Genomic DNA, 14,790 nt, shown 5'->3' with positions numbered 1-14,790 from the left:
TCTCTGGACTTCATTTAAAAGGTTTTTAAATATGCTCTTCTATTTCAATTCCGTCCTGATCTCCCTTTGATTCAGGCAGGACAAGGTTTAAAACCACTCCGACGATCGCCGCAAGCGCCATGCTTGACAGCTCAAACCCTGAGATCTTGATAAATGCGCCGCCCACTCCGATGACGAGAATGACGGATGAGATGATCAGGTTTCGCTTGTTTTCCAAGTCAATTTTATTATCGATCAGCATGCGCAGTCCGCTGGATGCGATGATACCGAACAGCAGGAAGGAAACGCCTCCCATGACTGCGGAAGGGACAGAGCTGATCAGGGCCGAAATTTTGCCGATAAATCCGAAGCACAGTGCAATGACAGCCGCTCCGCCGATGACAAATACGCTGAATACTCTTGTGATGGCGAGTACGCCGATGTTTTCTCCGTAAGTCGTTGTCGGGGGTCCGCCGATGCATGATGCAAGCATCGTTGCGACGCTGTCGCCGAAAATCGAGCGGTGAAGCCCGGGCTTCTTAATAAAATCCTGGCCGACGACCTTGCTTAATACCATTTGGTGTCCGATATGTTCTGACATTGTCACGAAAGCGACGGGCACCATGGCGATTCCGATTCCGACAGCCGCCGCGCTCGGCGTATAGTCGACAAACGGAAGCACGAAGTCCGGAACAGCAAACCATTTGGCGTCAAGAACCATCTGGAAGTCGACGATTCCCTGGGTCAGGGCGAACAAGTATCCGCCGATAATTCCGATCAAGACAGGAATCAGGCTGAAAAATCCTCTCAAGAAAATCGCGCAGATTATGGTGAGCGCGAGTGTGAATCCTGCGACGCCAAAATGCTTGGCGCTGTAGACGAGCACTTTTGCTCCCGAATCTTCATACATGGCCATATTGACAGCCGTGCTTGCCAGCCCGAGTCCGATGACGATAATGACCGGACCGACGACAACAGGCGGCAGAAGCCTCATCAGCCAGTCCGTTCCAAGCTGCTGGATGAGAAGGGCGATCAGCCCGTAGGCGATGCCTGCCATAAATGCGCCGATCATGGCCGCGCCAGGGCCTCCGGCGGCTTTTGCCGCGATAATCGGGGCAATAAATGCAAAGGATGAACCTAAGTAAGCCGGGATCTGTCCTTTTGTAATCAAGAGATACGCAAGCGTTCCAAGCCCGCTTGTAATGAGGGCCACGCCCGGGCTTAAGCCTACAAGCTTCGGCACAAGGATCGTCGCTCCGAACATGGCAAACAGATGCTGCAGGCTGAAAGATATCCAATTCAAAGGTTTTGGTACTTCTCTGACACCAAGGTTCACTTTTTTCTGACTCATATTTTTTCCTCCTGATGATCGACTCACTGTCTATGATGTCTTCATATCCTGAAATGAATTATGCCCATTAAAAAAGCCTCTTTGCTTAAATTGCGCAAAGAGGCAGACAAAGACCGCCGCACGGTAAGGCGGCTTTCTTTCGTTCCATCCCTCTTTGCAAACTCACTGGAATGCATTTAAAAAAGGATTATAGGATTATCATTCACTTTTTATAAATCGCCGCAAGGTCGCGTCCGTCAACTTCCTCCAATTGAACCATGACCTTTTCGGTTTTCGACGTCGGGATGTTTTTCCCGATAAAGTCGGCTCTGATCGGCAGCTCTCTGTGGCCGCGGTCGACAAGCACCGCAAGCTGGATGGATGAAGGCCGCCCGACATCGACGAGCGCATCCATGGCCGCTCTGACCGTCCGTCCCGTGTAAAGCACGTCATCGACGAGGATCACCTTTTGATCGGTGATGTCCGCCGGAATGTCCGCTCCTTTGACAAGCGGCTCTTTATTGGACGTTTTTTTGGAGAGATCATCCCGGTAAAGGGTGATGTCCAGCTCTCCTACGGTGACTTTGTTTCCTTCGATTTGCTCAATCCGTTCGGCAAGCCGTTTGGCCAGATAGATGCCTCTCGTTTTGATTCCGACAAGGATACAGTTGTTCATTCCTTTGTTTCGTTCAATCATTTCGTGGGCGATTCTTGTCAGCGCCCTTCTGATCGCCTGTTCGTCAAGCACAACAGCCTTTTCCTGCTCTTGCATGGCCAAACACCTCGCATCTTTTAAAGGATAAAACAAAAACCCCTTCTGCATAAAGGCAGAGAGGGGTCTTTAAACGAATTCATTGATTCGCTTGTCCGGTATCCTTCTCAGCCTCTCTGGACTGTGTTAAAGAATCTGATTTAACTGCATTTATTATTTCAAAAAAGAAAACGTCTGTCAACGTTTATTTCGAATTTTGTCGAGGAGGTTTTTCATGTCGTCAGGCAGAGGCGCCTCAAATTCAACATATTCTCCCGTACGCGGATGGTCAAACCCCAATACGCCCGCATGCAGCACCTGGCCGTTGAAATCGACCGTCTTTTTCGGTCCGTATTTCGGATCTCCCGCGAGAGGAAAGCCGATATATTTCATATGCACGCGAATTTGATGGGTTCTCCCCGTTTCAAGCTGGCATTCAACGACAGTAAAATCGTCGAACCGTTCGATTACTTCAAAATGAGTGACGGCATGCTTTCCGTTTTCCCTTGTAACCGTCATACTCTGCCTGTCTTTTTTATCCCTGCCGATCGGCGCGTCGATCGTCCCGTGGTCATGCGGGATGACGCCGTGGACGAGCGCGGTGTATTTTCTCGTTACTGTTTTGTTGACAAGCTGGTTCACGAGCGACTCATGCGCCATGTCGTTTTTGGCAACCATCAACAGGCCTGAAGTGTCCTTATCAATCCGGTGGACGATCCCCGGTCTCATCACGCCGTTGATGCCTGACAGGTCGTCACAATGCGCCATCAAACCATTGACTAGCGTCCCTGTCAAATGGCCGGGAGCCGGATGAACGACCATTCCCCGCGGCTTGTTGACGACCAGTACGTCCTGGTCCTCATAATAAATATCAAGATCCATCGGTTCAGCCGTGACATCCAGCGGTTCCGGTTCGGGAACCTGGACTGACACCGCATCCCCTTCCTGAACTTTATAATTGGCTTTCACCGCATTTCCGTTAACCAGCACACGGTCTTCTTTAATCCACTGCTGTACTTGAGTCCGCGACCAATCCGCTTCAACTGCGGTCAAGTACTTGTCAATCCGTTCACCTTTATGTTCTTCATGAACGGTCATATCATAATGCTCCATGTTACAGCTCCTTCTTCTTCTTTCCGTCTAACAGCATTTGTATAAATAAGAGCAGGACTCCGATACATAAAGATGAATCGGCAATGTTGAAAATCGGATAGTGATAATTGACGATCGTCACGTGGATAAAATCGACAACTTCTTGTCTGAACACGCGGTCGATGAAATTGCCGACAGCACCGCCAAGCATCAAACCGAGAGCGATTCCGAGCAGGATTTGTCCTTTTGCATGTTTTTGAATGTAGTATACAATGCCGATGATCACCACCGTCGTAATGATGTAAAAAAACCACATCTGCCCGGCCAAAATGCCCCATGCCGCACCTGTATTCCTGTGCGACGTAATCTGAAAGAAGCCATCGATGACGGGGATGCTTTCACCGTACTCCATTTTGCTGACGACCAGCCATTTTGTAAATTGATCGATACCGATAATGAGCAGCGCAATTATGTAATAAGGCACAAACCGTTCCTCCAGTTTCTGTTTCTCTTCATTTAAGCATTTTAACAAGAAAAAGAAAAGGAGTAAAGGAATATTCATTGACATCCTGCAAGAGGGCAAATGCCCTCCCCTCTTGCAGAATGTTATGAGTAGAGCGCCCGGTTGAACGTTTCATCCGTCTCAGCCCAAATAGGAAGCGTCTTTTTTTCAAATTGGGCATGATATAAAAAATCGTTCGCAGTGCGCGCCGTCGGCAGAATAGTCATCTTTGCCAGCGGAATAGCCTGATTTGTTTCTTCGCAAATGCCGTATGTTCCGTTTTCGATTTTTGAAAGGGCCAAAAGCACGTCCTGAAGCTCTTCTTTTACATGATACATAAGTGTTGCCTGCTGATACGAACTGATGCCCTGAGAATCCTGCTGAAAAAAGGAGTATTCAAAAAGCCTTGCTTCCAACTCTTCCTTCATTTGAAGAAGTTCGGTATGAATTGCCGCCAGCTGCTCGTTCACGCCTACATCAACTCCTGCTCTTATCGTTTGTGACCTTAGTGTTACCGACAATGCCGGTATCCAAGCCCAAAAGATTTTTCCTGACGTACAAAACGATGTCAGCAATGGCATCCTTACTGCGGACTTTCACAGGATGTGGCGGCGGCGTTCAAGCAGGTTAGCTGCCGATCCTTTTTATTTACTTAGCAGGCATGACAGCAAATGATAAGGTTTGGCGGCATGCTAAAAGCGGTTCGGAAAAACTCCGAACCGCTTCATGGTTAATTTTGATAATACGTCTTCACAATTCCAGCACAGCGAGGGCAGAGTTCCGGATGATCGGGATCCTCGCCGATTTCTTTGGAAACCATGCGGCACCGCTCGCAAGTCTCGCCTTCTGCCTGAGCAACGACGATTTTTCCTGTTTCAAACGACTGCGCATCCTCAGGCGCATCGGCTTCCGTTCCGCCGATGGCAAGCTCCGACACGATGAACAGCTGTTTGACGTCTTCCTTGATTGAAGAAAGCAGCGCTTTAGCTTCTTCATTCGGATACAGCGTCAAGCTGGCAACCGAAGATTTTCCGATGATCTTTTCATTCCGTGCTGTTTCAAGCGCTTTAAGAACATCGTCGCGCAGCTTCATGAAGCTGTCGAACTTCTCTTCCGTCTCTTTTGCATTCGGAATGTCTCTTGTTTCCGGCATATCTGTAAGCTGCACGCTTTTTTCCGATACGAATGTGAAGTGGCTCCACATTTCGTCCGCAGTATGCGGCAGAATCGGCGCGATCAGCTTGACAAGCGCAAGCAGCGTTTCGTAAAAAACGGTCTGCATGCTGCGGCGGTCTTTATGATCGGCGTGTTCAATATAAACGACGTCTTTAGCAAAGTCCATATAGAATGAGCTGAGCTCGATCGCACAGAAGTTGTGGACAGCATGGTAAATGACCGCAAAATCGTATTCTTCATACGCTTTTTTGACTTTTTCAATGAGGCTGTTCAGTTTGATCAAAATGTACTGATCGACTTCTCTCAGATCTTCCACAGCGATTGCATCTTTCGCCGGGTCAAAATCAGCAATGTTTCCGTGAAGGAAGCGGAACGTGTTGCGGATCTTCCGGTACACTTCTGCGACTTGCTTTAAGATCGCGTCAGACACGCGGACATCTGCCTGATAGTCGACAGACGCAACCCACAGCCTTAAAATATCTGCCCCGAACTGGTTCATGATTTTTGCAGGAACAACGACATTGCCGAGTGATTTACTCATTTTGCGGCCTTCTCCGTCAAGAGCAAAACCGTGCGAAAGCACGCCTTTATAAGGTGCTTTGCCTGTTACGGCAACCGCTGTCGAAATCGATGAGTTAAACCAGCCGCGGTATTGGTCAGATCCTTCCAGATACAAGTCGGCAGGTCTTACAAGATCTTCGCGCTCTTCCAGTACGGCCTGATGAGACGAACCTGAATCAAACCAGACGTCCATGATGTCCTGCTCTTTTGTAAACTTGCCGTTCGGGCTTCCAGGGTGAGTAAAGCCTTCCGGAAGCAGTTCATTCGCTTCTTTTTCAAACCAAATGTTCGAACCGTGCTCCCTGAATAGTTCAGAAACGTGGTTGATCGTTTCGTCCGTGATGATCGGCTCCCCGTTTTCCGCATAAAATACCGGAATCGGCACGCCCCATGCGCGCTGTCTTGAAATACACCAGTCGCCGCGGTCGCGGATCATATTGTAGAGGCGTGTCTCGCCCCATTCAGGCACCCATTTAGTTTTTTTAACCGCTTCAAGAAGCTCGTCTCTAAAGTCTTTGATGGAAGCGAACCATTGGGCGGTTGCACGGAAAATAGTCGGTTTTTTCGTTCTCCAGTCGTGCGGATAGGAGTGAGTGATGAAATCAAGCTTCAGCAAAGCGCCTTTTTCTTCGAGCTGTTCTGTAATCGGCTTGTTGGCCTGATCGTAAAACAGTCCTTCAAAACCAGGGGCTTCGCTCGTCATATGTCCTTTTTCATCAACCGGACAAAGCACGTCAAGCCCGTATTTTTGACCGATGATAAAGTCGTCTTCCCCGTGTCCTGGAGCGGTATGAACGCAGCCTGTACCGGCATCTGTTGTTACGTGTTCGCCGAGCATCACAAGCGAATCTCTGCCGTATAGAGGATGAACTGCGACGATATGTTCCAAATCTTTACCTTTAACAGTCTGAACGACTTCATGATCTTCAAAGCCGATCGCTTTTGCCACGCTTTCAATCAATGCGCTTGCCATCACGTAGCGCGCGCCGCCGGCAGCAACGACGCTGTACTCCAGTTCAGGATGTACGGCGATGCCGAGGTTGGCCGGGATTGTCCACGGCGTTGTCGTCCAGATGACAATCTTTTCGCCGTTTGTTAATACGCCTTTTCCATCCTTTACATCAAATGCAACATAGATAGACGGAGAGCGTTTATCATGGTACTCGATTTCCGCTTCAGCCAGAGCAGACTCACTTGAAGGAGACCAGTAAACCGGCTTCTTCCCTTTGTAAATATAGCCTTTTTTCGCCATTTCGCCGAATACTTTAATTTGCTGCGCTTCAAACTCAGGCTTAAGCGTCACGTATGGATTTTCCCAATCTCCTCTGACACCGAGCCGCTTAAATTGCGCTTTTTGGCCTTCGATTTGCTGCCATGCATATTCTTCGCAAAGTTTGCGGAATTCGGCAACTGTCATTTCTTTGCGCTTCACTTTTTTGTTCTTCGTGAGCGCTGTTTCAATCGGCAGGCCGTGTGTGTCCCAGCCCGGAACGTACGGCGCATGATAGCCGCTCATCGATCTCGAACGGACGATGAAATCCTTCAGTACTTTGTTAAGCGCATGCCCCATATGAATATCGCCGTTCGCATACGGCGGTCCGTCATGAAGCACGAACATCGGCCGGCCTTCGGTACGTTTCTGAACGAGGCTGTAAATGTCCATATCCTCCCATTTCCCCTGGATTTCAGGTTCGCGGTTCGGCAGGTTTCCTCTCATCGGAAAATCTGTTTTCGGCATTAAGAGCGTGTCTTTATAATCCATTACCATTCCTCCAAAACATCTTTTCTAAAACAAAAAAAGCCTTTTCATCCCATAAGGGACGAGAAGGCTTTGATCTCGCGGTACCACCCTTTTAGACAAGCCGATTCGGCTTATCCGCTCAAACATCGTAACGTGATGGGACGTCCTTTCCTACTGGACGGTTCAGAAAGGAAACTTGAGGGCTGATACACAACGATTCCAACAATCCCGGGCTTACACCGCCCCCGGGTCGCTTTCATTGTTTTCAGGAATCAATGTCTGTCCCTCTCAAACGTTTTTCACTCAATTTATGAACGTATTATATGCGAACAGATGACGGTATGTCAAGATTGCAAACGAAAATCTATTCCTTTTCATCCATTACTGCGTCTACTTCGTATTCAAGCAAATGATCCCAGTCATCGTTTTTCAACAGGTCAAGCTGCGCTTCGATCAGCATTTGGAAACGGGTTCTGAACACTTTTGACTGCTTTTTCAGCTCTTCGATTTCCATCGCGATCTTTCTCGATTTTGAAAGAGACTCATTAATGATCCGATCAGCGTTTTTCTCAGCTTCACGGATGATGAGCTTCGCTTCTTTCTCGGAATTGCGCTTTACGTCTTCTGCCGCTTCCTGTGCGACAAGGATCGATTTATTCAACGTCTCTTCGATGGTCGAAAAATGGCCGAGACGCTCGTCAAGCTCGTTCACCTTTGTTTCAAGCTCATTTTTTTTGCGCAGAATGATCTCATAATCCTTCCTCACCTGGGCCAGGAATTCGTTCACTTCATCTTCATCATAGCCGCGGAACGCTTTCGTAAATGTTTTATTATGAATGTCATTTGGCGTCAAAGGCATGCTGCCCACCTCCATTTTTTTCTTTATGTACACTTGTCCTAGTCAACATTATAAAGCAAAATTCGACCGGGCGGAGAAAAAACTGTTAAAACGCGTCATTTTTGTTTTTCAAACGTCAATCTCCATTTGCCCTTCTTCGTTTTGCCGTCAATGTTTTTCATTCTGAAGCGGCCAAATCCCCGGATCGAAACCATATCCCCTTCAGCCAGTGCATATGAAGGGTCTTCGATGACTTTCCAGTTCACTTTCACGAGGCCGTTTTTCACAAGAACCTGTGCTTTCTGCCGGGATTGCCTGCTCATTGCCGAGCAAATCGCATCAAGCCTCAAAGATGAAACCGTATCATCCCTTATTTCGACATCCTGCTCCGGTACTTTAAGCTTTGAAAGCGGAATTTTTTCAAGGGAAACTTTCACCTTGCCGATTTGTGTCAGCTGGGTGAAAACAAAATCAGCGACTTCTTCCGAACAGATAAACTGCCATGTTCCGTCCGAAAAGATCAGATCGCCGAACTTTTGGCGCTTCAATCCGATGCCCATCAATGAGCCGAGAAGCTCGCGATGCTCGATGGAGGCAAATTTTTGCGGGTAGATGACTTCCCAGGCTTGAAGCTGAAAATCTTCGGCAGACGGCTCGGCATATTCGGGGAACAGCACAGCCCGCTTTCGTTCAGCCTCAGGGAACCCCCCGAAAAATTCAAGCCTCACTTCGTCCGACTGACCGATGACAGACTGCAGGATCACCTGTTCCCGCGGATCCAAAAAATCGGTCAGCTTCATCCGGTACTGTTCCGCTACGATTCTTTTCCACTCAAGAGCCTGGTCGATAAACGGCTCTTCGTCTTTTCTGAAATGCTGGTAAATATCGCTCATTGTCTTTCCTTTCTATGTAAAGAGGCCTGGCTACAGCCAAGCCCGATACTCGGCCCGCAAAGATTGAAGGCACACTCATGAAAAGCGGCGCCGCTGCCGCCGGCAAGTCCTTACGGGAAATCGGCATGATCTCAATTAAAAAGCGCCGAGCATTCTGAAAACCGCAAGAAGCCCTGCATCTGCGAATTTCAGGACGAAAATCGCCACAATCGGAGAAATATCAATCATCCCGAGCGGAGGAATGATCCTTCTGAACGGTTCGAGATAAGGCTCGCAAAGTGAAGCAAGCACCCGGCCGAATGAAGATTCCCTTGCATTAGGCACCCAAGACATAAAAATGTAAATAATGAGCGCAAAAGAATAGACGGTTAAAAGCGTGCTTAAAATTTGATAAAGTAGGATCATCTGCGATTTACCACCTCTGATGTTCTTCTTCTATGAGCTCGGAAATCGTGCCGGAAACATCGACGTTCTCAGGCGTGCATAAAAAGATGTCCGCTCCGATCCGCTGAATATCGCCGCCGAGAGCATATACAGTTCCGCTCAAGAAATCAACGATTCTTTTCGCCTGATCGTGCTGGATGCGCTGCAGGTTCACGACGACGGCGCGTCGGTTTTTGATATGGTCTGCGATTTCCTGGGCTTCCGCGTACACCCGAGGCTCACTTAACACTACTTTAGAAGATTTCTGAACGCTTTGCAAACTTACGACATTCTGCTTCCCAGCCGCTTTAGACTGGTAGGCGGTTCTGTCTTTTGATTCATGCTCTTCAGGGATTTCCTCCCTGTCTGTTTCAATATACTCGTATTCGTATTCCTCATCATCCAAGGAAAAAAAGTTTTTAAATTTGTTTTTCAAACTCATGATTGTCCACCTCCAGTTTCATTTCCGACTAAGGAAGATCCGATTCTGACGAATGTCGCGCCTTCCTCGACTGCGATCGCATAGTCGTTAGACATACCCATCGAAAGCTCGCTGCACGGAGCGTTCCATTGATCAAGGCCCCGCACCTCGTCGCGCAGCTCTCTCAGCAAGCGAAAACAGCTTCTGATTGCCTTCTCATCATCCGTAAAAGGAGCCATCGTCATTAATCCCGCGATCCGAATGTTTTCGTATCCAGACAGTTTTTTTACAAAAGGAAGAACTTCTTCTTTTGCCATGCCGTGTTTTGAAGGTTCAAGGGATGTGTTGACCTGGACAAAACAGTCAATCGGTTTTTTTGCCCTCTTTTGAATTTCATCGGCCAGTGAAAGCCTGTCTAAAGAATGGATATATGAGACATGATCGATGATTGCTTTTACCTTTCTCGTCTGCAGGGTTCCGATAAAATGCCATACCGGTTCGCTGTCTTTCAGAACGTCGAGCTTGTGAAGCAGCCCGGTATCACGGTTTTCACCCAAATGCCTGATTCCTGCATCCAGCGCTGCCTGCGCCCGTTCCGGGGAAACATATTTCGTGACAGCGATGACGGATATTTCGTCGGGCGTTCTGCCCGCTTTGATACACGCTTCGTTGATCCTGTCATTTATATGTCGTAAATTGCTTTTTACATCCACCTGTAAGCTATACCTCCTTTAATCCGATGAAGGACATCATCCGTCCGGTTTTTCCCCGGTCTCTCCGATGGGAGAAAAACAGTGAACGCTCGCAGCTCGTACAAAGGGAACTCACTTCGATCTGGCCGTTTGGAATTCCGGCGTGTACAAGCAGCTGCCTGTTCACTTCTTTTAATTCGAGACGGTACTCCCCTTCTTTTATCGTCAAAAAGGCTTTGTCTTCTTGCTGAAGAGGAAGATTTCTGATTTTGTCTATTACATGATCGTCGACAGTGTAGCAGCACGAACCGATCGCAGGCCCGATCACGGCACGGATGTCTGCGGGATTCGACCCTTCCCGCCTGATCCACATGTCAACCATGCTGGCGGCGATCCCAAGTGCGGTGCCTTTCCAGCCCGCGTGAGCGATGCCGACCAGCGAGCGGACCGGATCGTAAAAATAAACGGGAACGCAGTCGGCAAAGCAAAGCGCCAAAAACAGGTTTGGCCTGTCTGTATAAAGTCCGTCCGTAGCCTTCAGCGCCGTATCGTATCGGAAAGCGCCGCTGGCGCGATCGCCATCCGTCACTTTATGAATCCGGTCTTCATGCGTCTGATCAGCAAATACCCAGTCGTGCAGATCTGTTTTTAGGATGTCGGCAACCTTTTTTCTGTTATTGATGACATGCTGTTCATGATCCTGAACGTGCAGCCCTGTATTCAATGAGTGAAAAGGCGGTTCGCTTTCTCCGCCGTTTTTTGTCGTAAATCCGGCTGTGACGGCTCCGCCGGTTTCCGCCGTCTGATTCCATTCCTCAATCAAAAGCATTGACGGAGCATCAAGACGAAAGGGGTTATATGTATTCATGGTGATCAGCCTTTCGACAAACATCGTAGTCTTTCATCATATCGCTCCTATTTTAACACATCTTGATGCATTCGTTTAGTTTCGTTTCAAAAAACTAAACGAAATGTATTGTTTGCAACATTTATCCCTGCTTTTGCAGACGTTCTCATCGTTCACAACATTTTGAAAAAAGCAGGCGGATAAAGGTCCGCCGATTGATCAGGCAGCATCTGATTGTGCTAGATCAGCTTAAACGCACAAGAATCACATCTTCTCCAATTTTAACAATATTTCGCCACGGAATGACGATTTCCTCTTCTTTTCCGAAAAATCCGAAAACTTTCCCCGTTCCTCCGATGACGATCGCCTGTATTTTGCCTGTCGTTACATTTATATCGATATCGCCGATGCTGCCGAGCTTTTTTCCGTTTGATACGTTAACGACATCTTTTATCTGGAAATCAGAAATATTCATCATGTCCACCGCACGCCTCCTCTGATCAAATGTCCTTTTAAGATTATATGAAAGGCAGTCCTTTATTTAGACTGCCTTTTCAGTGGTTTATTTCGTTTTTTTCCTGCCGGCTAAAATATCGAGATGGACGGTCATAACAGCGGATTCCTTCTTTAGAAAGGCATTGATCCGCTCCTTTTGCGCGCGCCATGATAAAGGCGTCATCTTGATGAGCGGCGGGAGCTGGATTCGGTCTAAACGTTTGCTGTAGGCGATCTCCGTTCTGTCGATCAGATCAAAATGAGACGCGAAGCGCTCAGCCGTATCCTCGCTCGTATAGGCTTGTTTGTCCGAGCCGTCGTACAAAAATCTCCTCAGTTCTTTCAGATGGCCGCTTCTCGGAATCACTTTCAAAACGATGCCGTCATCCGATAACAGCCGCTCGAATTCCGCGTAATTAGAAGGCGACAATATATTGAGGATCGCGTCGAATGAACGATTCCGAAACGGTGCGGCAGCCAGATCGGCGACACACCAGATCGCCTCTCTTTCTTGCTTAGCCGCCGATACAATCCCGGCTTTCGCCAAATCCAGCCCGACTCCAAGGACAGGCGTTCCGAAACGCGCTTCTAGCGTTTCAGCGATTCGCGTCAAATGCGAACCTTCCCCGCAGCCGGCATCGAGGATCCTGACAAAATTGCAAAACGGCAGGCCGGCTTGTTTAAGACGGTCTGTCAACGCGCCTCTCATCGGTTCAAAAAAGCCGGCGGCTGCTAACATTCTTCTGGCTTCAAATAAATCTTAACGGAAGGAGAATGCGTCGCGACATTGACATACCCTCCTTTTGCGATATCAAACGTATGTCTGTTTGAACATATAAGGCTTTTTAACTCGCTGATCGCCATGTTCGCGGCGCATAGCGGGCACTGAAACATCGTTTCATGCTCCTTCATAAGCGCTGCTCTTTTTAATTTTTTATTCATCATTGTTACACCTCATTCATTCGTATTTAGATCAATGAAAAAGGCATAGACAAATAAACCCGCTCCTTCGGCATTTTTAAAGCCATAGGTGTGGATGGGCTAAGCGTTTGTCTATACCTTTCATTATCTGTAGCGAATGAATTGAATGATCATAATGATGAACTCCCCTAAAACATGACGTTCTTTATTATCTTACCAGCTTCTTTAAGATGATGAAAGCTGAAAAAGAGCCTCCATAATAGAAGGAGGCTCCCAAACACATCCGAAGCTTTAAACATTGAGGTTTGCAGTTTTTTTCTTGGACAAGTACGGCCGATCTTCCGTCCATACCGCCTGGACGGGCATATCGAAAAATTCGGACAGAACCTCGCCGGACATCATCTCTCTTGTCTTTCCCAACGCAAACACTTCCCCTTTTTTTAACAGCAGGGTTTGGCTGAAAGCGGGGAGAATTTCTTCTGCATGGTGAGTAACGTAAAGCATGGACGGCGCACTGTCTTTCTTGGCAATTTGTTCAACCGTATCCAGCACCTGCTCCCTCGCGATAAAATCTAGACCGGTGACAGGTTCGTCGAGAATCAGCAGCTCAGGATCGGCCATCAAGGCCCTTGCGATCAGCACCTTTTGCTTTTCTCCCTGGGAGAGCGTTTCATATCTCCTGTCCGCATAGCGGATGGAGCCGAATTCCTCCAAGAGGGCGACCGCTTTCTCTCTGACAGACTGTGAAGGCGATTCATAAAGGCCGATCGAAGCGAAGGCGCCGCTTAAAACAATTTCAAATGCACTGTCTTCAGGATAAAGCTTCTGCTGCAGGGCGGCTGAAACAAGGCCGATTTTTCGCCGAAGCTTCTCGCCAAGCTCCGTTTTTCCGAATTCGCGCCCTAACACGGTGACTTTTCCTATTGTCGGAAAATAATAAGCGCACAGCATATTGAGCAGTGCGGTTTTGCCGGCTCCGTTCAATCCGTATAACGCCCAGTGCTCCCCCTTTTCCACCGTCCAATCAATATCCTTTAATATCCACTCTCCGTTTCGTTTTAGTGAAGCATGCTCAAGCTGCAGAACCACTTAAAATCCCCCTTTTTTTATGTAAATATTCTGATAAATTAAAATATAATTCTTTTATTATAGCTTATATATTTAATAAAGTGAATGAGAGATTTTCCATTTTTAGCATGTGAAAAGCCGCAGATTGACTGCGGCTTAGTGAATGTTCTTATTCATTTGTTTAATGGCGGCTTTTTCCAGCCTTGAGACCTGGGCTTGGGAGATTCCGATCTCATCAGCGACTTCCATTTGCGTCTTGCCTTGGAAGAAGCGTTTTCTGAGGATCATTTTTTCCCGTTCATTCAGCCGTCTCATGCCTTCTTTTAAGGCGAGCTCTTCGATCCATTGCGAATCCTTGTTGCGCTCATCGCTGATTTGATCCATGACATAAATCGGATCTCCTCCGTCATTGTAAATCGGCTCAAACAAAGATACAGGATCTTGAATGGCGTCAAGCGCAAAAACGATTTCTTCATGGGACACTTCAAGCTCTTTAGCGATCTCCTGAGCAGTCGGCTCCCTGCTTGTCTCACTGATCAGCCGTTCTCTCACTTGCAGCGCCTTGTACGCGATATCCCTGAGTGACCGTGAGACGCGGATCGGGTTGTTATCGCGCAAATATCTGCGGATTTCTCCGATGATCATTGGTACAGCATATGTTGAAAACTTAACATTGTGGCTCAGGTCAAAATTATCAATTGATTTCATTAGTCCGATGCAGCCGACTTGGAATAAGTCATCAACATATTCTCCTCTGTTGTTAAACCTTTGAATGACGCTTAAGACAAGGCGCAAATTGCCGTTAACAAGCTTTTCTCTCGCTGTTGTGTCTCCTTCATCCTGCATTTGCTTGAATAACTTTCTCATCTCTTCGTTCTTCAGTACGGGCAGTTTTGATGTATCAACCCCGCAGATTTCAACTTTATTCCTCGACACTTTTTTCCCTCCCTACAGGAGCTGCTGTACAAAGTTCAGTATCTCCTCGGGTGGGAAAAATATGCATCGTTAATTTCCAAAAATAAGAAGATCGAGCCGAAAACCCTTGACTGTCAATGCTTCA

Annotated in this window: 17 protein-coding genes and 1 other annotated feature; all 17 genes read right to left on the bottom strand. The window is 47.6% G+C overall.

The window, feature by feature from the left end; translation table 11 throughout:
• Positions 1-25: 25 nt before the first annotated feature.
• Positions 26-1,330: a uracil permease PyrP gene (gene pyrP, locus TRNA_RS30255; protein ID WP_003181617.1), complete on the bottom strand. Its 1,305-nt coding sequence runs from the start codon at positions 1,328-1,330 to the stop codon at positions 26-28.
• A 202-nt stretch (positions 1,331-1,532) separates the two neighbouring features.
• The gene (pyrR, locus tag TRNA_RS30250) at positions 1,533-2,081 is read right to left on the bottom strand and encodes a bifunctional pyr operon transcriptional regulator/uracil phosphoribosyltransferase PyrR (protein WP_003181615.1); all 549 of its coding nucleotides are present in this window, start codon (positions 2,079-2,081) and stop codon (positions 1,533-1,535) included.
• A 177-nt stretch (positions 2,082-2,258) separates the two neighbouring features.
• A complete protein-coding gene (locus TRNA_RS30245) occupies positions 2,259-3,173 on the bottom strand; it encodes an RluA family pseudouridine synthase (protein ID WP_003181613.1) in 915 nt (304 codons plus the stop codon).
• 1 nt (position 3,174) lies between these two features.
• Positions 3,175-3,714: a signal peptidase II gene (gene lspA, locus TRNA_RS30240; RefSeq protein WP_009328542.1), complete on the bottom strand. Its 540-nt coding sequence runs from the start codon at positions 3,712-3,714 to the stop codon at positions 3,175-3,177.
• Between the two features lie 44 nt (positions 3,715-3,758).
• Positions 3,759-4,124 carry a hypothetical protein gene (locus tag TRNA_RS30235; protein ID WP_011197964.1) on the bottom strand — a complete coding sequence of 122 codons (366 nt, stop codon included), beginning with the start codon at positions 4,122-4,124 and terminating at the stop codon, positions 3,759-3,761.
• 260 nt (positions 4,125-4,384) lie between these two features.
• Positions 4,385-7,153, bottom strand: coding sequence for an isoleucine--tRNA ligase (gene ileS, locus TRNA_RS30230; protein WP_009328543.1), 2,769 nt, complete (start codon positions 7,151-7,153; stop codon positions 4,385-4,387).
• A 51-nt stretch (positions 7,154-7,204) separates the two neighbouring features.
• Positions 7,205-7,434 (bottom strand) — a binding site (T-box leader).
• Positions 7,435-7,496: 62 nt separating this feature from the next.
• Positions 7,497-7,991, bottom strand: a complete 495-nt coding sequence (locus TRNA_RS30225) for a DivIVA domain-containing protein (protein WP_003181601.1) — start codon at positions 7,989-7,991, stop codon at positions 7,497-7,499.
• Between the two features lie 95 nt (positions 7,992-8,086).
• Positions 8,087-8,863, bottom strand: coding sequence for an RNA-binding protein (locus tag TRNA_RS30220; protein WP_009328544.1), 777 nt, complete (start codon positions 8,861-8,863; stop codon positions 8,087-8,089).
• 135 nt (positions 8,864-8,998) lie between these two features.
• Positions 8,999-9,265: a YggT family protein gene (locus tag TRNA_RS30215; RefSeq protein WP_025804499.1), complete on the bottom strand. Its 267-nt coding sequence runs from the start codon at positions 9,263-9,265 to the stop codon at positions 8,999-9,001.
• A 10-nt stretch (positions 9,266-9,275) separates the two neighbouring features.
• A complete protein-coding gene (gene sepF, locus TRNA_RS30210; RefSeq protein ID WP_003181594.1) occupies positions 9,276-9,728 on the bottom strand; it encodes a cell division protein SepF in 453 nt (150 codons plus the stop codon).
• Positions 9,725-10,420, bottom strand: a complete 696-nt coding sequence (locus TRNA_RS30205; RefSeq protein ID WP_003181591.1) for a YggS family pyridoxal phosphate-dependent enzyme — start codon at positions 10,418-10,420, stop codon at positions 9,725-9,727. Before TRNA_RS30205 ends, sepF begins: the two co-directional genes overlap by 4 nt.
• 7 nt (positions 10,421-10,427) lie before the next feature.
• Positions 10,428-11,267, bottom strand: coding sequence for a peptidoglycan editing factor PgeF (pgeF, locus tag TRNA_RS30200; protein ID WP_011197963.1), 840 nt, complete (start codon positions 11,265-11,267; stop codon positions 10,428-10,430).
• 223 nt (positions 11,268-11,490) lie between these two features.
• Positions 11,491-11,724: a YlmC/YmxH family sporulation protein gene (locus TRNA_RS30195; protein ID WP_011197962.1), complete on the bottom strand. Its 234-nt coding sequence runs from the start codon at positions 11,722-11,724 to the stop codon at positions 11,491-11,493.
• 84 nt (positions 11,725-11,808) lie between these two features.
• Entirely contained in the window at positions 11,809-12,480 is a 672-nt protein-coding gene (locus TRNA_RS30190; protein WP_003181583.1) for a methyltransferase domain-containing protein, read from the bottom strand.
• Positions 12,474-12,683 carry a putative RNA methyltransferase gene (locus tag TRNA_RS30185; RefSeq protein ID WP_134972945.1) on the bottom strand — a complete coding sequence of 70 codons (210 nt, stop codon included), beginning with the start codon at positions 12,681-12,683 and terminating at the stop codon, positions 12,474-12,476. The genes TRNA_RS30190 and TRNA_RS30185 overlap by 7 nt, the downstream gene beginning before the upstream one ends.
• A 270-nt stretch (positions 12,684-12,953) precedes the next feature.
• Positions 12,954-13,751, bottom strand: a complete 798-nt coding sequence (locus tag TRNA_RS30180; RefSeq protein WP_009328547.1) for an ABC transporter ATP-binding protein — start codon at positions 13,749-13,751, stop codon at positions 12,954-12,956.
• Between the two features lie 135 nt (positions 13,752-13,886).
• On the bottom strand, positions 13,887-14,666 hold the full coding sequence (gene sigG, locus TRNA_RS30175; RefSeq protein ID WP_003181576.1) for an RNA polymerase sporulation sigma factor SigG: 780 nt from the start codon (positions 14,664-14,666) through the stop codon (positions 13,887-13,889).
• Between the last annotated feature and the right edge of the window lie 124 nt (positions 14,667-14,790).

Source organism: Bacillus licheniformis DSM 13 = ATCC 14580 (assembly GCF_000011645.1).
In the GTDB taxonomy this organism is placed as follows: Bacteria; Bacillota; Bacilli; order Bacillales; family Bacillaceae; genus Bacillus; species Bacillus licheniformis.
The sequence above is the reverse complement of the archived record's forward strand: the minus strand, read 5'-3'. Positions and strand labels throughout refer to the sequence as shown.